Source organism: Magnetospirillum sulfuroxidans, assembly GCF_018224925.1.
Classification (GTDB): Bacteria; Pseudomonadota; Alphaproteobacteria; order Rhodospirillales; family Magnetospirillaceae; genus Magnetospirillum; species Magnetospirillum sulfuroxidans.
Map to the genome: position 1 here is coordinate 66,213 of NZ_JAGTUF010000012.1, position 21,844 is coordinate 88,056.

At 62.6% G+C, this 21,844-nt stretch carries 23 protein-coding genes and 1 tRNA gene; 20 read left to right on the forward strand and 4 right to left on the reverse strand.

Annotated elements, in window-relative coordinates:
• Position 1: 1 nt before the first annotated feature.
• The 8 genes from murJ to KEC16_RS12920 all read left to right on the forward strand — a co-directional run bounded on the left by murJ (position 2) and on the right by KEC16_RS12920 (position 7,419).
• A complete protein-coding gene (murJ, locus tag KEC16_RS12885) occupies positions 2-1,564 on the forward strand; it encodes a murein biosynthesis integral membrane protein MurJ (protein WP_211549522.1) in 1,563 nt (520 codons plus the stop codon).
• A gap of 63 nt (positions 1,565-1,627) precedes the next feature.
• Positions 1,628-2,626 (forward strand): tryptophan--tRNA ligase, encoded by a 999-nt coding sequence (trpS, locus tag KEC16_RS12890; protein WP_211549524.1) that lies wholly within the window; start codon positions 1,628-1,630, stop codon positions 2,624-2,626.
• A gap of 12 nt (positions 2,627-2,638) precedes the next feature.
• Entirely contained in the window at positions 2,639-3,571 is a 933-nt protein-coding gene (locus tag KEC16_RS12895) for a DUF2333 family protein (protein WP_211549526.1), read from the forward strand.
• Positions 3,572-3,680: 109 nt separating this feature from the next.
• Positions 3,681-4,610 (forward strand): sulfite exporter TauE/SafE family protein, encoded by a 930-nt coding sequence (locus KEC16_RS12900; protein WP_211549528.1) that lies wholly within the window; start codon positions 3,681-3,683, stop codon positions 4,608-4,610.
• The gene (locus KEC16_RS12905) at positions 4,610-5,344 is read left to right on the forward strand and encodes a TIGR02186 family protein (RefSeq protein ID WP_211549530.1); all 735 of its coding nucleotides are present in this window, start codon (positions 4,610-4,612) and stop codon (positions 5,342-5,344) included. The genes KEC16_RS12900 and KEC16_RS12905 overlap by 1 nt, the downstream gene beginning before the upstream one ends.
• Positions 5,345-5,357: 13 nt before the next feature.
• Positions 5,358-5,840, forward strand: coding sequence for a universal stress protein (locus KEC16_RS12910; protein ID WP_211549532.1), 483 nt, complete (start codon positions 5,358-5,360; stop codon positions 5,838-5,840).
• A gap of 94 nt (positions 5,841-5,934) precedes the next feature.
• Positions 5,935-6,483, forward strand: a complete 549-nt coding sequence (locus KEC16_RS12915) for a NifU family protein (protein ID WP_211549554.1) — start codon at positions 5,935-5,937, stop codon at positions 6,481-6,483.
• A gap of 27 nt (positions 6,484-6,510) precedes the next feature.
• On the forward strand, positions 6,511-7,419 hold the full coding sequence (locus KEC16_RS12920; protein WP_211549556.1) for a glucosaminidase domain-containing protein: 909 nt from the start codon (positions 6,511-6,513) through the stop codon (positions 7,417-7,419).
• A 22-nt stretch (positions 7,420-7,441) separates the two neighbouring features.
• On the opposite strand, the gene KEC16_RS12925 is transcribed toward KEC16_RS12920, so the two are convergent.
• Positions 7,442-7,870 (reverse strand): hypothetical protein, encoded by a 429-nt coding sequence (locus KEC16_RS12925; protein ID WP_211549558.1) that lies wholly within the window; start codon positions 7,868-7,870, stop codon positions 7,442-7,444.
• 33 nt (positions 7,871-7,903) lie between these two features.
• Complete coding sequence (locus KEC16_RS12930) at positions 7,904-8,584, reverse strand: EI24 domain-containing protein (protein WP_211549560.1); 681 nt, start codon at positions 8,582-8,584, stop codon at positions 7,904-7,906.
• 159 nt (positions 8,585-8,743) lie between these two features.
• On the opposite strand from KEC16_RS12930, the gene KEC16_RS12935 reads away from it, so the two are divergent.
• Both KEC16_RS12935 and typA read left to right on the forward strand, forming a co-directional pair.
• On the forward strand, positions 8,744-9,748 hold the full coding sequence (locus tag KEC16_RS12935) for an adenosine kinase (RefSeq protein ID WP_211549563.1): 1,005 nt from the start codon (positions 8,744-8,746) through the stop codon (positions 9,746-9,748).
• Between the two features lie 22 nt (positions 9,749-9,770).
• Positions 9,771-11,585 (forward strand): translational GTPase TypA, encoded by a 1,815-nt coding sequence (gene typA, locus KEC16_RS12940; protein ID WP_211549565.1) that lies wholly within the window; start codon positions 9,771-9,773, stop codon positions 11,583-11,585.
• A gap of 156 nt (positions 11,586-11,741) precedes the next feature.
• Here the strand turns inward: typA and KEC16_RS12945 are convergent, their stop codons facing one another.
• Positions 11,742-13,547, reverse strand: coding sequence for a leucine-rich repeat domain-containing protein (locus tag KEC16_RS12945; protein ID WP_211549567.1), 1,806 nt, complete (start codon positions 13,545-13,547; stop codon positions 11,742-11,744).
• Between the two features lie 306 nt (positions 13,548-13,853).
• Between KEC16_RS12945 and KEC16_RS12950 the strand changes: the two genes are divergently transcribed.
• Entirely contained in the window at positions 13,854-14,171 is a 318-nt protein-coding gene (locus tag KEC16_RS12950; RefSeq protein WP_211549568.1) for a DMT family transporter, read from the forward strand.
• A 54-nt stretch (positions 14,172-14,225) separates the two neighbouring features.
• On the opposite strand, the gene KEC16_RS12955 is transcribed toward KEC16_RS12950, so the two are convergent.
• A complete protein-coding gene (locus KEC16_RS12955) occupies positions 14,226-15,320 on the reverse strand; it encodes a hypothetical protein (protein WP_211549570.1) in 1,095 nt (364 codons plus the stop codon).
• A 275-nt stretch (positions 15,321-15,595) separates the two neighbouring features.
• Here KEC16_RS12955 and KEC16_RS12960 point away from each other — a divergent pair.
• The 9 genes from KEC16_RS12960 to ccmI all read left to right on the forward strand — a co-directional run bounded on the left by KEC16_RS12960 (position 15,596) and on the right by ccmI (position 21,834).
• A tRNA-Arg gene (locus tag KEC16_RS12960) sits at positions 15,596-15,672 on the forward strand.
• A 69-nt stretch (positions 15,673-15,741) separates the two neighbouring features.
• Complete coding sequence (locus KEC16_RS12965) at positions 15,742-16,479, forward strand: YkgJ family cysteine cluster protein (RefSeq protein WP_211549572.1); 738 nt, start codon at positions 15,742-15,744, stop codon at positions 16,477-16,479.
• Between the two features lie 111 nt (positions 16,480-16,590).
• Positions 16,591-17,325 carry a heme ABC transporter permease gene (locus KEC16_RS12970; RefSeq protein WP_211549574.1) on the forward strand — a complete coding sequence of 245 codons (735 nt, stop codon included), beginning with the start codon at positions 16,591-16,593 and terminating at the stop codon, positions 17,323-17,325.
• 9 nt (positions 17,326-17,334) lie between these two features.
• Complete coding sequence (gene ccmD, locus KEC16_RS12975; RefSeq protein WP_211549576.1) at positions 17,335-17,550, forward strand: heme exporter protein CcmD; 216 nt, start codon at positions 17,335-17,337, stop codon at positions 17,548-17,550.
• On the forward strand, positions 17,547-17,987 hold the full coding sequence (gene ccmE, locus KEC16_RS12980; protein WP_211549578.1) for a cytochrome c maturation protein CcmE: 441 nt from the start codon (positions 17,547-17,549) through the stop codon (positions 17,985-17,987). The genes ccmD and ccmE overlap by 4 nt, the downstream gene beginning before the upstream one ends.
• A 22-nt stretch (positions 17,988-18,009) precedes the next feature.
• Positions 18,010-20,001 carry a heme lyase CcmF/NrfE family subunit gene (locus KEC16_RS12985; RefSeq protein WP_211549580.1) on the forward strand — a complete coding sequence of 664 codons (1,992 nt, stop codon included), beginning with the start codon at positions 18,010-18,012 and terminating at the stop codon, positions 19,999-20,001.
• 2 nt (positions 20,002-20,003) lie between these two features.
• A complete protein-coding gene (locus tag KEC16_RS12990) occupies positions 20,004-20,543 on the forward strand; it encodes a DsbE family thiol:disulfide interchange protein (RefSeq protein ID WP_211549582.1) in 540 nt (179 codons plus the stop codon).
• Positions 20,540-21,007 (forward strand): cytochrome c-type biogenesis protein, encoded by a 468-nt coding sequence (locus KEC16_RS12995; protein WP_211549584.1) that lies wholly within the window; start codon positions 20,540-20,542, stop codon positions 21,005-21,007. The genes KEC16_RS12990 and KEC16_RS12995 overlap by 4 nt, the downstream gene beginning before the upstream one ends.
• Positions 21,004-21,834: a c-type cytochrome biogenesis protein CcmI gene (ccmI, locus tag KEC16_RS13000; protein WP_211549586.1), complete on the forward strand. Its 831-nt coding sequence runs from the start codon at positions 21,004-21,006 to the stop codon at positions 21,832-21,834. Before KEC16_RS12995 ends, ccmI begins: the two co-directional genes overlap by 4 nt.
• The last annotated feature ends 10 nt before the right edge of the window (positions 21,835-21,844 follow it).

A 21,844-nucleotide genomic window follows, 5' to 3' on the forward strand; every position in this document is an offset into this window, starting at 1 on the left:
CATGAACTTGCTGCGCTCTATCGCCACCATCGGCGGCTTCACCATGGGCAGCCGCGTCACCGGCTTTGCCCGCGATATCCTGATCGCCAATTACCTGGGCGCCGGGCTGGTGGCTGATTGTTTTTTTGTCGCCTTCAAATTCCCCAATCTGTTCCGCCGCCTGTTCGCCGAGGGCGCCTTCAACGCCGCCTTCGTGCCGTTGTTCGCCGGCAAGCTGGAAAGCGAGGGCGAGGGCGAGGCCGCCGCCAAACGTTTCGCTGAAAACGCCTTGGCGGTGCTGAGTGTTGGCTTGGCCGCCTTCGTCGCCGTCATGCTGATCATCATGCCCTGGGCCATGTACGTGTTTGCCCCCGGTTTCGACGCCGTCGCCGGCAAGATGGAACTGGCGGCCGAGCTGTCACGCCTTACCTTTCCTTATTTGCTGTTCATTTCGCTGGTGTCGCTTCAATCGGGGGTGTTGAATTCCATCGGCCGCTTCGCCGCCGCCGCCGGCACCCCGATCCTGCTTAATCTGACCTTGATCGCGGCGCTGATCGGGCTGACGCCGCTCACCCCCACCGCCGGCCACGCTTTGGCCATCGGCACCACCATCGCCGGTATCTTGCAATTCCTCTGGCTGGTTCTTTCCCTGCGCGCGCAGGGCTGGATGCTGTCGTGGCGGTGGCCGCGTCTGGATCCCGATGTCGTTTTGCTAATGAAACGAATTGTCCCGGGCGCCGTCGGCGCTGGCGTCTATCAAGTCAATTTGCTGATCGACACCATGATCGCCTCGGTCGTCGCCGAAGGTGCGGTGTCTTATCTGTATTACGCTGACCGGGTCAATCAACTGCCGCTGGGGGTGGTCGGCATCGCCGTCGGCACCGCGCTTTTGCCCATCTTGTCGCGTCAGATTCGTGCCGGCAATGACGAGGCCGCCCAATACAGCCAGAACCGCGCCTTGGAATTCTCGCTGCTGCTGACGGTGCCGGCCATGGCCGCCATCGCCGTGTTGTCGGTGCCGTTGATCATGGTGTTGTTCCAACGCGGCGCCTTTGGCTGGGCTGAAACCCAGGCGACCGCCGGCGCCCTGGCCGCTTTTTCCCTGGGCTTGCCGGCTTATGTGTTGGCCAAATGCCTGACTCCGGCCTTTTTCGCCCGTCACGACACCGCCACCCCGGTGAAGCTGGCCACCATCGCCATGATCAGCAATATCGTCCTTAATCTCGCCCTGTGGCCGTTGGGACTGGCGCAGATCGGCATCGCCCTGGCCACCGCCGCTTCGGCCTGGATCAATGTCGGCTTGCTGGCCTGGACCTTGCGCCGTCGCGGCATCTTCCGGCTGGACGCCCGGCTGCGGTCCAAGGCGCCGCGCATCGTCGTCGCCACGGCGGTGATGGCCCTGGCCGTCGGCGCCGGCGGCTGGTGGGCACAGCCCCAGATGGCCGATGCCAGCCAAACCATGCGCGCCGCCTTGTTGGCGGCCCTGGTCGGCGGCGGAATCGGTCTGTTCGCGCTGTTGGCGCAGCTGACCGGGGCCATGCGCTTAAGCGAGATCAAGGCCATGCTCAAACGCCAGCAACCTTGACAGAACCCCGTCTTCGGGCATAGCTCAAGCCCTATCAAGGGTCCAAACCTGGAGCTATCATCCATGCAGCGCATTTTTTCCGGCGTTCAGCCGACCGGAAACCTTCACCTGGGCAATTATCTGGGTGCCATCCGCAACTGGGTTCACTTGCAGAACCAGTACGAATGCATCTTCTGCATGGTCGATCAGCACGCCATCACCGTCTGGCAAGACCCCAAGGAATTGACCCGCAATACCCGCGAAGTCGCCGCCGGCATGATCGCCGCCGGTATCGACCCGGACAAGAACGTCTTGTTCAATCAATCCATGGTGCCGGCGCACGCGCAATTGGCCTGGGTGTTCAATTGCGTCGCCCGCATGGGCTGGCTGAACCGCATGACCCAGTTCAAGGAAAAGGCCGGCAAGCACAAGGAAAACGCCTCGGTCGGGCTGTTCGCCTATCCCAATCTGATGAGCGCCGACATTCTGATCTACAAGGCCACCCATGTGCCGGTGGGCGAGGATCAAAAGCAGCATCTGGAGTTGGCCCGCGACACCGCGCAAAAGTTCAACAGCGATTACGGCACCGCGTTCTTCCCGCTGCCCGAACCGCTGATCTTTGGCGCCGCCACCCGAGTGATGTCGTTGCGCGACGGCGCCAAGAAGATGTCGAAATCCGATGAATCCGATTATTCGCGCATCAACATGACCGACGACGCCGACACCATCGCCTTGAAGATCCGCAAGGCCAAGACCGACCTGTTCCCCATGCCCGACACTGTCGAGGGCTTGGCCGACCGGCCCGAGGCGGCGAACCTGTTGGGCATCTATGCCGCCCTGTCCGACCGCGACAAGACGGCGGTGATGGCGCAATTCGCCGGCCGTCAATTCAGCGAGTTCAAGTCTGAACTGGTCGATCTGGCCGTCTCGGTGCTGGGTCCCATCAACGCCGAGATGAAGCGGCTGATGGCCGAACCCAGTCATATCGACGCCGTGCTGAGAAAAGGAGCGGAGCGGGCCAACGCCATCGCCGAGCCCATCTTGAAGGATGTCTATGACATCGTCGGTTTCCTGCGGCCCTGATCGGAGACGCCTATGATGACCGCGTCCGATTCCAAACGCTGGCTGTGGTGGCTGCTTCCTGTCCTGCCGGTGATGCTGGTGCTGTATTACGGCATCGGCATGGGGCTGGCCCATGTCATCGACGACGATCCCGATTATGGTCCGGGCCCTGTCGGCCCGACGCAAAGCCGTGCCGTCGCCCTGGCGGCACGGCTGATCCTGCGCGAGGTCGATGAGCATAAATGGGTCGCCAACGACCCGTTCTTCAATCCCAGTTGGGCGCTCGACAACATGCCGGCCTATCAGACCGGGATCATCGCCGCCATCGCCAGCTTTACCAATCAATTGGCCGGTCAGAACCCAGATAATGGCGACACCGATGCGGAATTGGCGCGGGCCGCCGGTTTCTTGAAATATCCCGGCACCATCTGGAAATTCGATTCCCGCACTTCTTGGGCTCCGACGGCTTCGTCGGAAAAGCAATATCGCGCCGCCGCCCGCAATCTGCTGGTCTATAACGAGCGTCTGAGCAGTGGCGATGCCCATCCCCAGCGTGACGCCGCCGCCTTGGCGGCGGTCTTGCGCCATCTCGGCGCCGCCATGGATGCCGGCGCCAACCGCCTTGACGCCCATCTGGCCACACCGCGCTGGGCGCTGTTCGACACCCAGGCCGACGACATGTTTTACAACGCCAAGGGCCGGGCCTATGCCCAATCGCTGATCTTGCGCGAACTGGGCTGGGATTTCGCCCAGGTGATTTCCCAACATGATTTAGGCGATGATTGGCAAGCCATGCTGGCCACTTTGCGCCAGGCCGCCAGCTTGGAACCGCTGGTGGTCATCGCCGGCCAAGACGATTCCACCTTCTTGCCCAACCATCTGGCCAACCAAGGTTTCCGCCTGTTACAGGCGCGCACCCGGCTGGCCAAGGTGGCGGCGGCGCTGGCGTCACGCAACGAACATTAGAGAATGATGAAATTGTTATTGCCTTCGGCCCGGCAAAAGACGACAAGGGTTTAACGAAGCACGCCGACAGACGCGTGCACGCCTGTCTATAAAGAGGGGCGGGGAGGCCATGCAGATCTATCTTCCAATCGCGGAAATGTCCGTGAACGTATTCCTGATTCTGGGGCTTGGCGGTGGCGTCGGCCTGATGTCGGGTCTTTTCGGTGTCGGTGGCGGCTTTTTGATGACGCCGCTTTTGATCTTTTTAGGGATTCCACCGGCGGTCGCGGTCGGAACCGAGGCCGCGCAGATCGTCGCCTCGTCGGTATCGGGCGTGCTGGCCCATTGGCGGCGCGGCAACGTCGATATCAAAATGGGGCTGATCCTGACCTTGGGCGGCTTCATCGGTTCGTTCGGCGGCGTCGAGCTGTTCAAATGGCTGCGCGGTCTGGGTCAGGTCGATCTGGTCATCGCCTTGTGCTACGTCATCTTTCTTGGTGTCGTCGGCGGGCTGATGTTCATCGAAAGCATCCAATCGCTGGTCCAAAGCCGCCGGATGACCGAATCGGGGATGCCGCGCAAAAAATTGCATCAGCACACCTGGATTCACGGATTGCCGTTCAAGGTCCGCTTTCGCCGCTCCAAGCTGTATATCAGCGCCGTCCTGCCCATCGGGCTGGGGTTGCTGGTCGGCGTGTTGGCGGCGATCATGGGCGTGGGCGGCGGCTTCATCATGGTTCCGGCGATGATCTATCTGCTGGGCATGCCGACCTCGGTCGTGGTCGGCACCTCGCTGTTCCAGATCATCTTCGTCACCGCCAATTCCACCTTTTTGCACGCCACCCGCAACTTCACCGTCGATGTGGTGCTGGCCTTGCTGCTGCTGTTGGGCGGCGTCATCGGCGCCCAGATCGGGGCCAAGATGTCGGTGCGACTCAAAGGCGAGCAATTGCGTGTGCTGTTGGCGTTGATCGTCTTGTTGGTCTGCGTCAAGCTGGGGGTCGATCTGGTGACCACGCCGACCGAAATGTTCACCCTCGGCGCCGGAGGAAAGCATTGATGAAACCGCTTTTTCTGGCTTTGGCCCTGGTGCTGGCTACCAGTCTGCCGGCGTGGGCGGTGGAACCGTTGGTCGCCGACCTGTCCAAGCATCTGGTTGCCATCACCACCGGCTTCGCCGGCACCGACGTGTTGTTGTTCGGGGCCGTCGATGGCGAGGGCGAGGTGGTGGTGGTGGTGCGCGGCCCGCCCAAGGCCGAAATCGTCCGCCGCAAGGATCGCCGGGTCGGCATCTGGATCAACAGCGGCAGCGCCACGGTGGAAAGCGCCCCCAGCTTTTACCGCGTCGCCAGTACGCGGCCCTTGGCCGAAATCGCCGCCGATTCAGTGCTCGACCGTCATCAGATCGGTTTGAACCATCTGGATTTAACCGTCGAAAGCCAAGATAGCGGCGCCACCCCGGTGATCTACCGCGATGCCCTGGTGCGTCTAAAGCAAAAAAAGGGGCTTTACGGCGACACTGTCCAGCAGATCGGGTTCATGAGCCATCGGCTGTTTCGCACTGAAATTCACTTCCCCGCCAACGTCCCGGTCGGAACCTACCTTGTCGAGGTTTACCTGATCCAAGGCGGCGAGGTGATCAGCGCCCAGACGACGCCCTTGGTGATTTCCAAAATCGGCGTCGGCGCCGACGTTTTTGATTTCGCCCATCAGCAGGCGGCCGCCTATGGTCTGATCGCCATCATCTTGGCGGCGGCGGCGGGTTGGCTGGCGGCGGCGGCCTTTAAGAAATAACCGGAGGAAAGCCATGTCCGATCCCCAAACCGGCTCCGGCCGCGTCTTCCTGGTCGTGGTCGACGACACCGAGGAAATGCGCGCCGCCCTGATGTTTTCCTGCCGTCGCGCCCGCCATACCGGCGGCCGCGTCGCCCTGCTGCGGGTGATCGAACCGGCCGAGTTCCAGCACTTCGCCTCGATCGGCAAGCTGATGCGCGAAGAAGCCCGCCAAGACGCCGAGGCGCTGTTGCAACGGCTGGCGACCGAGGTCAACGACTTGTCCGGTCAATTGCCGGTGCTGTATGTGCGCGACGGCAACCCGCACGAAGAAGTCATCGCCCTGATCGACGAAGAGCCGCTGATTTCAGTGCTGGCCTTGGCCGCCGATACCAGCCCTGGCGGTCCCGGTCCCCTGGTCAGCGCCTTGTCCGGTAAGTTCATCGGCCGGTTACGGGTGCCCTTGACCATCATCCCCGGCAACCTGACCGCCGAACAGATCGAAGCGATTACCTGAAGCCCGAGCATTCCAGTGGGGCTTTGCGGCTTGACACCCGCCCTCCCCAGGTCCATTTAGCAAGGGTGAATTTTGCTCGTTGTGCGAGGATTTGATGTTCATTCAAACTGAAAACACCCCCAATCCGTCGACCTTGAAGTTCCTGCCCGGCCGCGAGGTCATGCCCTCGGGCACCGCCGATTTCGCCAATACCGAAGCCGCCAACCGTTCGCCGCTGGCCGCCAAATTGTTCACCGTCGATGGTGTCGCTTCGGTTTTCCTGGGCGGCGATTTCATCACCGTCGGCAAGACCGATGCCGCCACCTGGAGCACCTTGAAGCCGCTGCTGTTGTCGGCGATCATGGATTTCTTCAGCGCCGGCCTGTTGCCGGTGATCACTGAAAGCGCCGAAAAGGCTGCCGACGGCGAAGAAACCGATCTGGTCCGCCAGATCAAGGAATTGCTCGACACCCGCGTTCGGCCGGCGGTGGCGCAAGATGGTGGCGACATCATCTTCCGGTCTTTCGAAGACGGCATCGTTTATGTCCACCTGCAAGGCGCTTGCTCGGGCTGTCCCAGCTCGACCGCGACCTTGAAGCATGGCATCGAGAACATGCTGAAGTACTACGTGCCGGAAGTGGTGGCGGTACAGGCGGTCGATTGACCGTCTGACCGCGTTCTCCGTCCCGCCATGACGGAAACCCGCGCCAAATCCTCGGTTCTGACCCTGCTGCCGCCGCTCTTGGCGGTGGCGGGGCTTTATGCGCTGGTCATGCTGGGCATCGAATCGCCGCTGTGGCGCTGGCTGCTGCGCGATGAGCCGGTGGGCCTGGAAACCTCGCTTTCCGCCAACGAGATGTCACAAGCCGAATCGCTGGATGCCGCCCTCACCCGCATGAATTATCGTCTGGACCGCATCGCCGCCGGCCAGACCGTGCCGCCGCTCTTCCTGCCCAGCCTCCCCGAGGATCTGGACCAAATCGCCGAGATCGCCACCAAGAAGCAGGTCTTCCTGCGTCTGATGCTGCCCTTGATCTTGGTGGTCAACGAGGAAATCGCCGAAGACCGCGCCCGGCTTGAAATCATGGCCGCCAACCGCGCCCGCCGCGATGAAAGTTGGCTGGCGGAAGTGGCCGAACGCTACCAATCGCCAAGCGCCGAACCCGCCGCCCTGCTGCGTCGGGTCGATGTGGTGCCGCCATCCTTGGCCTTGGCCCAGGCGGCGGAGGAATCGGGCTGGGGCACCTCGCGCTTCGTCCGCCAGGGCAACAATCTGTTCGGCCAGATCGCCGCCACCGGCTTGATTCCAGAGGACGATTCCAGCGGACCGGCCATGGCCAGCTTCGATTCGTTGCATGCGGCGGTGCGCGCTTATGTGCAAAACCTCAACGCTCACCCGGCCTATGACAATCTGCGTCGGATCCGGGCACAAATCCGGGCCCGGGGCGGCTTTCCCGATGGTCATTCCCTGGCCGGCGCCCTGGGCGCTTATTCAGAACGCGGGCAAGCTTATATCGACGGCATCCGCGCCCTGATCCGGCATAACGGCTTGCTGCGTTTCGACCACGCCAAATTGGGACGTCAGGGAATTCTGAGTTAATCCGCGGCGGAAAACGCCCGCGTCAGGAGAGCGGCGGCGGGCGGTCGCGGCCGGTCAGCTCGTCGAAGCAACCGCGCTCGTCCAAAGGCTGAACCCCCCGCATGGCGTAATGGGCAACCACCTGACGACCGTCATCGTCATAGAGGAACAGGTCCAAGGTGCAGGCCCGGCCGCGATATTGCCATATCTCCGCCGGCGCATCGCGGCGGGTGAAGCCGGGACGACCCAAGGCCGAGGTGATTTGCACCGTCGTCAACCCCTTCAGCCGCGCCGGTTCAGTCAGACCGCCGGGGAAGAGCGCCTGCTGATCGCCTGATTTCGGCGCGGAAGACGACGAATCGGTGCCGGAAAAGCGGCCCGACACATTTGGTCCCGACAGGGTCTGCGGGTTACCGCCGCAAGCGACCAGCAACAGCAGGGGCGACAGCAACGCAAGACGGGACAGACGCATCGAGGGACCACCAGGGGCGAGGGGATGGCCCGATTATACTGGATTTAATCGCATGCGCAACGTTTCCGCCACGTGCGTCATGAACGCGGCGGCGATTACCGGAGCGGCCAGATTAAGCAGCGGGAGCGAGAATAAAAAGGCGATGATAATCCCCGCCAACCACAGCCGCCCCAGATTGGCTCGAAACATCAGCCGGGCGGCGGCGGGGTCCATGCGGCGAAAGGCGGCCAGCTCGAAATATTCCCGTCCCAGCAGGTATCCGTTGATCAGCGTCGCCAGCACCACGGTGAAGCCGGTGAACAGCAAGATGCCGTAAACCGGCAAGGCCAGCAGGTTGACCAGCACGGTCAATGCCAAAAAGCGCAACGTGCCCAAGATCACCTCGCTCGTCGGCTGCGGCCGCCCCGGCCCCAATTGGGGATAGTGCCGGGCCTCCACCGCTTCGGCGACGCCGTCGAGCATGGGTCCCATGATGGTGGTGGTCAAAGCCGGAAAGAACAAGATCGGCAGCACCAACGCCAAGGCGCCGATGGCCAGATCGGTGCCCCAATCGGCCCAGACATTGGCGAACAAGGTCAGATTGGCGAGAACCACCCAAATAACCGCCACCAGGGCGGCATAGGCGATCAAGGCCCCCAGAACCCCCCATTTCAGCACCCGCGCCAGCCGCGGATCGGACAATTGTCCCAACGCCTTGATCAAAGCCCCGATCATCCCTGCGCCCTCTTCCAGCTCTGCCGATTCGGTGACGTTGCCATGACCAAACCGTTTTTTATTGTTCCAAACGCGCACGCCGTTATACTGCGCCGCCAAACGGGTCGGCCGGACGCGGCCACCAACCCATATCGCGCGCTATAGCAAGAGATCAAGAGAATGGCGGATACTCGCTTCCACGTGGCCGGCATCGGCAACGCGATCGTTGACGTGCTGGTGCACGCCGATGACGCCCTGCTTGGCCAGCTCGACCTGACCAAGGGTGTGATGACCCTGATCGATTCGGCCACGGCCGATTCCATTTATGAACAATTGCCTCCGGGTATCGAATGCTCCGGCGGCTCGGCCGCCAACACCATTGTCGGCATCGCCTCGTTGGGGGGCAAGGCCGCTTATATCGGCAAGGTCAAGAACGACCAGTTGGGCCAGGTCTTCCGTCACGACATCCGGAACGCCGGCATCACCTTCGACACCGCCCCGGCCGAGGATGGCTTGTCCACCGCCCGCTGTTTCGTTCTGGTCACCCCCGACGCCCAGCGCACCATGCTGACCTATTTGGGCGCCTGCGTCGAATTGACCCCCGACGATGTCGACGAAGCGGTGATCACCGCCGCCGCCGTCACCTATCTGGAAGGCTATCTGTACGATCCGCCGGCCGCCAAGCGCGCCTTTCTGGCCGCGTCCTCGGTCGCCCATGGCGCCGGCCGCATGGTGGCGCTGTCGCTGTCCGATCCGTTCTGCGTCGATCGTCACCGCGCCGCCTTCACCGATCTGGTCGCCAATCATGTGGATATCTTGTTCGCCAACGAAGCGGAACTATGTTCACTGTACCAGACCGATGACTTCGATACGGCCATCCGCGCCTCACGCGGGCATTGCCGCATCGCCGCCATTACCCGTGGCGCCAAGGGCTCGGTCGTGGTCAGCACTGACGATGTCACCGTCGTCGGCGCCGATATCGTCAACCAGGTGATTGACACCACCGGCGCCGGCGATCTGTACGCCGCTGGTTTCCTTTACGGTTTCACCCAGGGCCGCGATCTGGCGACCTGCGCTTTGCTGGGCGGTGTCGCCGCCGGTGAAGTGATTTCCCATTTCGGCGCCCGCCCCGAAATTCCGCTGGCCCACTTGGCCTCGGAAAAGCTCGGCCTCCCTTCCCTCTGATCGGTATTTGAACGACATCCCCATGGAACTCAGGAACATCGCGATCATCGCTCACGTTGACCACGGCAAAACTACCCTGGTCGACGCCATGCTCAAGCAATCCGGCACCTTCCGCGAAAACCAGCAGGTCGCGGACCGGGTCATGGATTCCAACGACCTGGAAAAAGAACGCGGCATCACCATTCTGGCCAAGTGCACCTCGGTGGATTGGAAGGGCGTGCGCGTCAACATCGTTGACACCCCCGGCCACGCCGATTTCGGCGGTGAAGTGGAACGCATCTTGTCCATGGTCGACGGCGTCGTCGTCCTGGTCGACGCGGCCGAAGGGCCGATGCCGCAAACCAAGTTCGTCACCGGCAAGGCGTTGGGCCTAGGGCTGCGCCCCATCGTCGTCGTCAACAAGGTTGACCGTGGCGACGCCCGTCCGCACGAAGTGCATGACGAATGCTTCGATCTGTTCGCCGCGCTCGACGCCAATGACGATCAGCTCGATTTCCCCACCTTGTTCGCGGTCGGCCGCGACGGTTGGGCGGCGGAATCGCCCGAAGGCCCCAAGGACGCCGGTCTTGAGCCGCTGCTCGACCTGATCTTGCGCCACGTGCCGGCGCCCAAGCGCGATCTGGAAAAGCCGTTTTCCATGCTGGCCACCACCTTGGAAGCCGACCCCTATCTCGGCCGCATCCTCACCGGCCGCATCGAGACCGGCATCTTGAAGCTGAACCAGGCGGTCAAGGGCATCAACAAGGACGGTCTGGTCGAACAGTTCCGCGCCAGCAAGATCTTGTCGTTCCGTGGCATCGAGCGCGTTCCGGTGGAACAGGCCGAAGCCGGCGACATCGTTTGCCTGGCCGGTATGACCAAGGTCACCGTCGCCGACACCATCTGCGTCGCCGAAGTCGATGAGCCGTTGAAGGCGCAGCCCATCGATCCGCCGACCCTGGCCATGATCTTCTCGGTCAACGACAGCCCGCTGGCCGGCACCGAGGGCGACAAGGTGACCAGCCGCGTCATCGGCGCCCGTCTGATGCGCGAAGCCGAATCCAACGTCGCCATCCGCATCACCGAGCAAGAATCCCGTGACGCCTTCGAAGTGGCGGGACGCGGTGAATTGCAGTTGGGCGTGCTGATCGAAACCATGCGCCGCGAAGGCTTCGAGCTGTCGGTGTCGCGTCCGCGCGTGCTGTACAAGACCGAAAACGGCAAGCGCATGGAGCCGATCGAGGAAGTTTTCGTCGACGTCGACGAAGAATTCTCCGGCGCCGTGGTCGAAAAGATGACCATCCGCAAGGCCGAACTGACCGGCATGCGCCCCACCGGCGGCGGCAAGACCCGTATCACCTTCCTCGCCCCCTCGCGCGGTCTGATCGGTTATCACGGCGAATTCCTGACCGACACCCGTGGCACCGGTTTGATGAACCGCGTGTTCCACGGCTATGCCGAATACAAGGGCGCCATCGAAGGCCGTCGCAACGGCGTGCTGATTTCCAACGGTTCCGGTGAAGCGGTGACCTATGCCTTGTGGAATCTGGAAGATCGCGGCCCGATGTTCATCACCGGCGGCGTCAAGATTTACGAAGGCATGATCATCGGCGAACACAGCCGTGGCAATGATCTGGAAGTCAACGCGCTCAAGGCCAAGCAATTGACCAACGTCCGCGCCTCGGGCAAGGACGAAGCGGTGCGCCTGACCACGCCGCGGAAGATGAGCCTGGAACAGTCCATCGCCTATATCCAAGACGATGAACTGGTGGAAGTGACGCCGAAGTCGATCCGTCTGCGCAAGCGCCTGCGCGACCCGAACGACCGCAAGAAGGCGAGCCGTTCGATCGAGGATTAAGGGATTGGGGGCTTGCCCCCGTCTTCCGACAAAAAAGCCCCGGTGCGACAGCGTACCGGGGCTTTTTATTGAACTCCGGAGATACAGAGAGGCCTGTCATGGGGCAACGGCAGCACCGTCTGCTCCGCCCTCTCTGTGCCTCTGTGGTGATTTCTTTTACCCGGAAATCATGCCGCGCAAGGCGGCGATGACTTGGCGCAGCCAGCCGTAATCCAATGGCAAGACCTGGGCCAGGGCCATCAAATCCGGCGCATGGCTGAGCAGGAAGTAGCATCCGACCAGGGCCAGGGAGTCGCCTAAGAGCAAGACTCTTTTGGTGTAATGTTGCACCACTGTCTTGCGGATTTCCTCCTTGTCCTTGTCGGTCAGCGTCAGCAGGCCTTGCCGGGCCAGGGGGGCCAGGACATTGTTCAAGCCATCCATGGCGCCATGGACCATTTCCGCTTTTTGTCCCGGCCGCGCCGCTTCGGCCAGATCGTTGATGACCGGCGGCAAGGCCGGGTCCACCGCCTGACGATAGGGTTCCAGCGCCGTCGCCAGGGTTTTCAGCATGGCCTGAACCTGCCCCGCCGCCTCGGCCGCGACCGGGTCGTTGCTTTTACGTTTGTACTCCTGCCATTCCTGCGTCCAGTTCAGCAGCATGTGGATATTGCCGATCAAGGCGTTGCACATGCCACGCTGTTCCGCCGACAGCGGATCGTCGTTGCCCTGGGCATAATCATCCAACACCAGCCGCAAGCGATCATTGGCGAAGGCCAGCGGCAACACCTGCAAGGCCTGCACCCGTTCGCCCAACAACGAGACACAGCGCTGCACCATGCGGCTGAGCAGCGGGTGGTTGCCGGTGCGCTCCAGCGTCTGTTGCGCCCAATCCAGCGTCTCGCCGTGCATGGCCTGCAATTGCGGCTGTTCGGCTTCAAGCGGCGACACGGCCGGGGCGACTACCAGCCGGCCCTCGACCACCTGGGTCACCAATGGCGCCACCTGCTGTTCCGGCACCGTCTTGGCGGTCTGGGCCGGATCGGGGGCGCTGTCATCGGCCAAGGTGCGCAAATAAGCGAACAAAGCCGGCGTCCCTTGCTGTGCCAGTTCGTCCAGCGGCGGGGTGAGCGGGTTGCTGCCGAGATCGAGGTCAAGATCATCGCCGAGATCGGCCAGTTGTCGCGGCAAGATGGTGATTTGGTTGCGACGGAGATCAAGTTCGGTCAAGGCGGTCAAAGCGCCGACCCAGGCCGGGATGGCGTCAATTTTACAATCCACCAGCCTCGCCGATCGCAGCTTCGGGAAAACCCGGAGATCGGGAAAGCCCAAAGCCTCCTCCCCCCAAATGGTCAAACCCACCAAATCCAGTTGATTGAGAGCGACCGGCCAGGTGCTGAGGTCGTTGTAAAAAAGGTGAAGCTGGATAACGGCCGGCAATAGGGCGACCGTGGCGGCAATGTCCGCCGCTGATGATCGCCGAAAGGTCAGATCATCCACCGGCCAATGGGCAAAGGTCCTATCGGCGTTATCGGGCCGGCGGGACAAAGCAAGCCGGCGTATCGGCAGCTTTTCCAGGCCGGGGGGAAGCCGGCTGATCTCTGTCCTGGCAAAATCAAGGAATTCCAAACGCGTCAGTTGGGCCAATTGTGCCGGCAGGGTTTGCAACGGGTTGCGGTATACATCCAAAGACCTCAGATGAACACAGTGGCCGATGCTTGGCGGCAGGGCCGCAAGCTTATTGCCGTAGGCTTTCAAGTCCCGCAATTGGCTGAGATCCCCCAGGCTGTCCGGCAGGACTGTCAGTTTATTCGCGCCGACATCAAGAACGCCCAAATTGTGCAAGCGTCCCAGATCATCGGGCAGCCGCCGTAAGCCGTTAGCCTTAAGATCAAGTTCCGTCACCGCGTCCAGATCCCCGTCGATCAGATCGGTGACACTGGCCGGTTCCAGCGGGATGGTCTTTTTCAGCTTCCAGGCCATGATCAATCCGCGGGGTTGAGGATTGTGGAAGATTACCACGGGTTGTTGTTACCGGTAAGCCTGACCGTAACAAGATGAACCCCAGAGACACAGAGACACAGAGACACAGAGGCACAGAGGGGGCGGAGCCGACGATTCCGCCCTCGCCCATGACAAACCTCGCTGTGTCTGTGTGGTGGTTTTGGCTCGGCGGCCGCATTTGCATCGCAGCGCCGATGCCTTATATGATCAGGACCACCCCGGCGGGGACGACCCCGCCTTGTCTGGGGTCAGTGGGGACGGCCCCGTGCACGAACGGGAGGCAACATGTCCTGGGTCTATCTGTTTTTCGCCGGTTTGCTGGAAATCGCCTGGGCCATCGGCCTTAAGGCCAGCGACGGCTTTTCCCGCCCGCTGATTTCCGCCGCGACCATCGCCGCCATCCTGGCCAGCTTGGGCCTGCTGGGCCTGGCGATGCGCACCCTGCCCATGGGCACCGCCTATGCGGTGTGGAGCGGTATCGGCATTATCGGCACCACCCTGATCGGCGTGTGGTTTTTCGGCGAACCGGCCTCGATCGCCCGGTTGGGCTGCATCGCCCTGATCGCCGTCGGCATCGTTGGCTTGAAGCTGCTGCACCCATGAAAAAAGCCCCCGGATCGCTCCGGGGGCTTTTTATCTTCTGGAAATCAGATGGTCTTAGCGGACATAGACCTGAACTTCGCCGTTATTGACCGTCGGGCTGGTGGTCTGCGACACCCGGATACGGTTGGACGGCAGGCCCATATTGGTAAGCGAGCGCACCACGGTTTCGGCATTGCGGCGAATGTTGGTGGCGCCCAGCGCCTGGGCGCCGGGGGTCGAACCGGTGGGCGACACCGCGACCACATCGAAAGACGCGCTGGGACGACGGTCCAAGGCGCCCTTGACGGCGGCGTACAGCGCGCTTTCGTAATTCACATTGGCCCGGTCAAAGCGAATGGTCACCAGGGCCATGTCGCTGCTGCCGACCGCACCGCGCGGCGCGGCCATGGGGGCGTCATACGAAGCCGGCATGGCGCCGCCACGGCTGGACAAGGCCGAGCTGTACAGCTGACCGTTCTTGATGGCCAGGGCCAAGGTGTTCAGGTTCTGGCGTTCATTGCCGACATAGGCCTGCTGACGGTTGACGTCGTCGGACAGCTCGGTCAGCAAACGCTCGACCAGCACCACGGTGCGGTTGGTTTCGTCTTCGAGAATGCGCAGCTGGCGGTGATCTTCATCGACGGCGCCGGACAACTGGCGGGCGGCGCGCACCGATTCCAGCAGATAGGCGGCCATGGCCGAGGAATTGGTCACGTCGTTGGACAAGCGCGTCATCTTCAAGACGTCTTCGCTGATCCGGTCCAACTCGCCCTGAGCGGCGTTCCATTGCTGGTTCAAGATCGGATTGCCGGGGGTGGTGCCGACCTGCAAGCGCGCGTTGATGGCGGCGACAGTGCCGTGATAACGCTGCGAATCCTGCACCGTGTCGCTGCGGATACCCTGCAGCGCCTGGTTATGCCGGGTCAGCATTTCCTGCAACCCGGCCAGATCGCCACGCAACGACGACACCTTGTTGCCGACGAAGGTGCCGGTGGCGGCGCCATTGGTGACGCCGGGGGCTTCGAAATTGCTGGACCCCAAAGACGGGGGAGAGGCCGGCGCCGTCTGCACGGGGCCGGACGAGGGAAACAGCGTTTCCTCGGCGAACGAGCATCCGCCTACCAGGAGAACCGCGCACAGCGCCGCGGCATGAGTCGTCTTCAGGGCCATTGGGACTGTTTACCTTTTTGTTCGCCAGATCGGATGGAACCCGCCGGGTCAGCAAAACCTGTTATATGATCTCGGAATATTATGATTGCCCCCGCGCAATTGTGGCGGATTTTACGCAATCACCTAGCCCCCCACAAGCCGTATTGTTGTCCTTGCCCGGGGAAAGCGGCAGAAAAGCCAAGTTTTCTTTCCTGCAAAAACAGGCTTGCGCCCCCAGATCAGTTTGTGTATGTTCCGCTCCCTCGCTGGGGGGTTACTCCTGGTGAACCGGCGAAGCGCCCGTAGCTCAATTGGATAGAGCACCAGACTACGAATCTGGGGGTTGGAGGTTCGAGTCCTTCCGGGCGCGCCATTTTCCAGGCCACCTTCGCACAAGGCGGCCTTTTTTGTGTTTGAACCGCCAACCCGACAGGTTGCGCCCTTGTTCACGCCGACCACTGATTTCTTGTCGCAATCTTGCGCCGCCGCTTTCGCCGGCCTGGCGCCGCGACCGGCCGAAGCCGCCACCAACGCCGCCATCGACCAGGTGTTCGCCATCGCCGAACATTCCTGGCAATCGCGGCGCTCCAGCCTTGATTATCTGCGCAGCGCCCCGCCTTCCGCCTGCAAGGCCGGTTGCGGCTGGTGCTGTCATCAACAGGTCGGCATCACCTCGCTGGAAGCCATCCGCATCGCCGCCTATCTGCGGGCCTTGCCGCCCGAGACCGCAAGCCCGTTGATCGAGGCCGTGCGCGGCCTGAACGCCACCACCAAGGGCATGACCACCAGTCAGCGGGCCAAAAGCGGTTTGGCCTGCGCCTTTTTGTCGCTGGACGGCAATTGCCGCATTTATCCGGTGCGGCCGTTGCGCTGTCGCGGCCTGCATTCCATTGACGCCGATTTCTGCGCCGCCTCGCACACCGATCCCGACGGCATGCGGGCCAAGCTAGAGGCCGGCCAATTGCGCCCGGTCTATCTGTCGATCCCCGAATCCATCTTCGATTCGGCCCTGTCCGGCGTGCTGAGCGCCTTGCGCCGGCTGAAAATGACGCTGGTGGCGCTGGAGCTGTCGGCGGCGGTCACCGCCGTGCTGGACGACCCGCGCACGGCCAAACGCTGGCTGGCCGGGGCCGTCCCCGATCGGGCCTTGGCCCTGGTTCCCGACCCGGGCAAGAGCTGACCGCCTGACCTTCGTCAAACCTTACCCAGCAGTAACGTGGAATCCTGCGTATCTCGCGATATATACTTCGCAGCTTTCGCATACGCTGGAACGACGCCAAGAGTCTCAAACATGCACCGGTTCGCCAATCCTGCCCGTTTTCTGCGCATCGCCGCGATCATCCAGCCCTGGGCGGTGGGCATCGCCATCCTCAGCTTCGGCGCCGGATTGTGGTTTTCGCTGTTCGCCTCCCCCGCCGATTATCAGCAGGGCGAAAGCGTCCGCATCATGTACATCCATGTGCCGTCGGCCTGGATGGGCATGGTCTGCTATACCGCCATGGCGGTGTTTTCGGCCATGGGCCTGATCTGGAAACATCCGCTGGCCGATCTGATGGCGCGGGCGACCGCCCCGGTCGGCGCCGCCTTTACCTTTATCTGCCTGATCACCGGCTCGTTGTGGGGCAAGCCCATGTGGGGCACCTGGTGGGTATGGGATGCGCGGCTGACCAGCATGCTGATCCTGTTTTTCCTCTATCTCGGCTATATGGCCCTGGCCGATGCCTTCGATGATGCCGAGCGCGGGCAAAAAGCCGCCGGCATCCTGGCCTTGGTCGGCGTCGTCAACGTCCCCATCATCAAATGGTCGGTGGATTGGTGGAACACCCTGCACCAGCCGGCCAGCGTGGTGAAGATGGGCGGGCCGGCCATCGACGCCTCGATGATGGTGCCGCTGATTTTGATGGCGGTGGCCTTTAAGGCCTATTGGGTTTTGGTACTGATCTTGCGCACGCGCGGCGAGATCGCCGCCGCCAAGCTGCGCACCTTGCGGATGGCCCAGGTCCACGCCGCCGGCCAAACGGAGTAGACGAACGCCATGGATACTGTTTCAGCCCTTTTCACCATGGGTGGCTATGCCGGATATGTCTGGCCGTCTTATGCCCTGGCGGTGGTGGTGATGGCCGGATTGCTGGTCGCCTCGATCCGCTCGGCCCACCGCCATGAACGGGATTTGGACGCGCTCCAGCGTCTGCGCCCAGGCCGCAAGCGCGGCCGCGACCAGATTCCGGTGTCGGAGGCACCGCACCCATGACCCGGAAAAAACGTCGGCTTTATTTCGTCATCCTTGGCCTGCTGGCCATCGGCACCGCCGCCGCCCTGGTGCTGTCGGCCCTGCGTCAGGACATCGTCTTCTTCTTCAGCCCAAGCGAGATCATGGAGGCCAAGGTCCCGACCGAAGGCCGCCGCATCCGTCTGGGCGGGCTGGTCGAACAAGGCAGCGTGGTCAAGCAAGGCGCCCTGGTGCACTTCAAGGTCACCGACGGCGCCCATTCCCTGCCTGTCGTGTTCGAAGGCCTGTTGCCCGATCTGTTCCGCGAGGGCCAAGGGGTGGTCACCGAAGGCCGGATGGGCGATGGCGTGTTCATGGCCTCGGAAGTGCTGGCCAAGCACGACGAGAATTACATGCCCAAGGAAGTGGCGGAAAGCTTGAAAAAATCCGGCCATTGGCAGGGCGAACAACCGAAATAGCCCGTTTCAGCAGGAGACCTTGATGATCGCCGAAATCGGCCATTTCGCCCTTATTCTCGCCTTGGCGGTGGCCTTGGTGCAGGCCACCATCCCGCTGATCGGGGCCAGTCGCGGCAACGCCACCTGGATGGCCCTGTCGGGGCCGACCTCGACCGCCCAGGTGCTGTTGATCGGCATCAGCTTCGCCGCGCTGATGCATGCCTATGTCACCTCGGATTTCTCGGTGATGAACGTGGCGCAGAACAGCCACACCGACAAGCCCATGCTCTACAAGGTGGCCGGCGTCTGGGGCAACCACGAGGGCTCGCTGCTGTTGTGGATCACCATCTTGGCGCTGTTCGGCTTTGCCGTCACCTTGTTCGGCCGCAATCTGCCGCCCGGACTGAAATCCCGCGCCCTGGCGGTGCAGGCGATGATCACTGTCGGCTTTTTGCTGTTCATCTTGCTGACGTCGAACCCGTTCGCCCGGCTGGAACCGCCGCCGATCAACGGCAGCGGCCTTAATCCGCTGTTGCAGGACCCCGGCTTGGCGTTTCATCCGCCATTGCTGTATCTCGGTTATGTCGGCTTTTCCATGGCCTTTTCCTTCGCCATCGCCGCCCTGATCGAAGGCCGCGTCGATGCCGCCTGGGCCCGCTGGGTCCGGCCTTGGACCTTGGCCGCCTGGGTCTTCCTGACCTGCGGCATCGCCTTGGGCTCGTGGTGGGCCTATTACGAATTGGGCTGGGGCGGCTGGTGGTATTGGGACCCGGTGGAAAACGCCTCGTTCATGCCGTGGCTGGCCGGCACCGCCTTGCTTCATTCCGCCGTGGTGGTGGAAAAACGCGATGCGCTGAAAAGCTGGACCATCTTGCTGGCCATCACCGCGTTTGGTCTGTCGCTGTTGGGCACCTTCCTGGTGCGTTCGGGCGTCATCACCTCGGTGCACGCTTTCGCCACCGATCCCGCCCGTGGCGTGTTCATTCTTGGCCTGCTGGTGGTCGCCATCGGCGGCTCGTTCCTGCTTTACGCTTTGCGGGCGCCGACCCTGAAGACCGGCGGCCTGTTCGCGCCGCTGTCGCGCGAAGGCGCGTTGCTGCTCAACAACGTGCTGATGGCCACCGGGGCCGGCACCGTGCTGCTGGGCACCTTGTACCCGCTGTTCGCCGACGCCCTGGATCTGGGCAAGGTGTCGGTGGGGCCGCCCTTCTTTAACTCGGTCTTCCTGCCGCTGATGGTGCCGATGGTTCTGGCCATGGGCATCGGCCCGCTGATGTCGTGGAAACGCGGCGATCTGGCCGGGGCGTTGTCGCGGTTGAAAGTCGCCGCCATCGTGGCCCTTATCGTCGCCATCGTCACCTGGGTGGCCCAAGGCGGCAGCCTGGGGCCGTGGTGGGCGGCGGCCGGCATGGGACTGGCCGTGTGGCTGTTGCTGGGCACCTTGACCGAATTGGCCGAGCGCACCCGCCTGTTCCGCGTTCCCGTCGGCCAATCGCTGCTGCGCCTGGGTAAATTGCCGCGCGCCGCCTGGGGCATGACCCTGACCCATGCCGGATTGGCGGTGTTCATCGCCGGCATGACCGCGTCATCGGCGTGGAAAGTGGAATCGGTGCAGTCGCAAAAGATCGGCGAGACGGTCACCGTCGCCGGCTATGCCTTTACCTTGAAGACGGTGCAAGACGTCCAAGGCCCCAATTACATCGCCAGTCGCGGCACCTTCGAGGTGACCAAGGATGGCGCGCATTTCGCCGTCATGCAGCCGCAAAAGCGCAGCTACAAGATGCCGCCGATGCCGACCACCGAAGCGGCCATCGAAACCACCTTCCTGGGCGACGTCTACGCCGTGGTCGGCGATGCTTCGTCCGATGGCGGTTATGTCACCCGGCTGTATTTCAATCCGTTGGTGGTGTGGATGTGGTTCGGCACCGCCATGATGGTCTTCGGCGGTTTGGTCTCCTTGTCCGATCGCCGTCACCGCATCGGCGCCCCCACCCGCGCCCCCACCCATGTTCCCGCCAATTCGGTAAAGGCCTGATCATGCGCCGTCTTCTTTATCTGCTGCCGGTGGCGGTGTTCGGCATCATCGCCTTGTTCTTCCTGCGCGGGCTGACCTTGAACCCGCGGGAAATCCCCTCGGTCCTGATCAATCGTCCTGTTCCCGAAATGAACTTGGCGCCCTTGCCGGGACGGGGCGAAAACACCGGTTTGGCCACCGCCGATCTGAAAGGCCGGGTGTCCCTGGTCAACATCTATGGTTCGTGGTGCATCGCCTGCGTGCAGGAACACCCCTATCTGGTGCAGATCAAGAAACAGGGGATCGTTCCCATCCACGGAATCGATTGGCGCGATGATCCGGTCGAAGGGGCCAAATGGCTGCAAAAGCATGGCGACCCCTATGACCGTGTCGGCATCGACCCGGCGCCGGGCCGGACCGCCGTCGATTTCGGCGTCACCGGCGCCCCCGAGACCTTCATCGTCGATAAGGCCGGCCTTATCCGCTACAAGCATATCGGCCCGGTCACCCCCGAGACATGGGACAAGGTCTTGCTGCCGATCATCAAGGAATTGAACAAATGAAGCGGCTGGTCCTGGGCTTGGCCCTGATCCTTGTTCCGCCGGCTTATGCCGCCGATCCGTCCGAGATGTTGAAAGACCCGGTGCTGGAAAAGCAGGCCGAGGCTTTGGGCAAGGAATTGCGCTGTCTGGTCTGCCAAAACGAATCGATCGAGGATTCCAACGCTGATCTGGCCCGCGACCTGCGCATCATCGTGCGCGAACGCATGGCCAAGGGCGAGAGCCCCGAACAGGTCAAGCAATACGTGGTCGATCGTTACGGCGATTACGTCTTGCTCAACCCACCGTTCAAAGGCACCACCTTGGTGCTGTGGTTGGGCCCCTTTGCCCTGCTGCTGCTGGGCGTGGCCGCCGCCTTCGCCTTTTTCCGCCGGCGCGGCGCCAGCGGCGGCCCGGTGCCGGCCGCCCCGCTTTCAGCCGAGGAAAAACGCCGGCTCGAGACCTTGTTGAAGGATAAGGATCAATGATGATCTGGCTGGTGTTCGCCGCCCTGACCGCCCTGACCCTGGGCATCTTGCTGGTGCCGTTCCTGCGCGCGGCGCCCACCGCCCTGGCTCGGGCCGAATATGACCTGACCGTCTATCGCGACCAGTTGCAGGAAATCGAGCTGGAACTGGAGCGCGGCACCTTGTCCGCCGATCAGGCCGACGCGGCGCGCACCGAAATCCAACGCCGGATCTTGGGGGCCGGGGCCGGTCGCCAGGCCGGCAAGGGCCCGGCCAGCCGCTCGTGGCTGATGGCCGCGGTCATCGCCTTGTTCGTGCCGCTGACCGGTTTCGGCTTTTACCTCTTCTTGGGCGCCCCCATGCTGCCCGACCAGCCTTTTGCCGCCCGCGCCGACAAGATCAAGGAAATGCAGGACCAGGGTCAGATGATCCGCAACATGGTCGCCTCGCTCACCGCCAAGCTGGAACAAAATCCCGGCGACGGCAAGGGCTGGGGCATGCTGGGCCGTTCGTTCAAGGTCTTGGGGGAAAAAGACAAGGCCATGGCCGCCTATCGCAAGGCCATCGCCTTGTCGCCCGCCGATAGCGGCAGCCGCATGGAATTGGCCGGTCTGCTTCTCGAAGACATCCCGCAAGGGGCGGTGCTGCCGCCGGAATTCGTCGGCCTGATGCGTGAAATCCTCGCCGTTGATCCCAATAACATCGATGCCCTGTATTTCGGCGGTATCGCCGCCATGCAGATGGGCGACACCACCCGCGCCCGCGATTTGTGGACCAAGGTGATGATGCAATTGCCGGAAGGCGAGGATAAAAGCGATATCAAGAAGCAGATCGACGGATTGCAATAAAGTCCTGGGC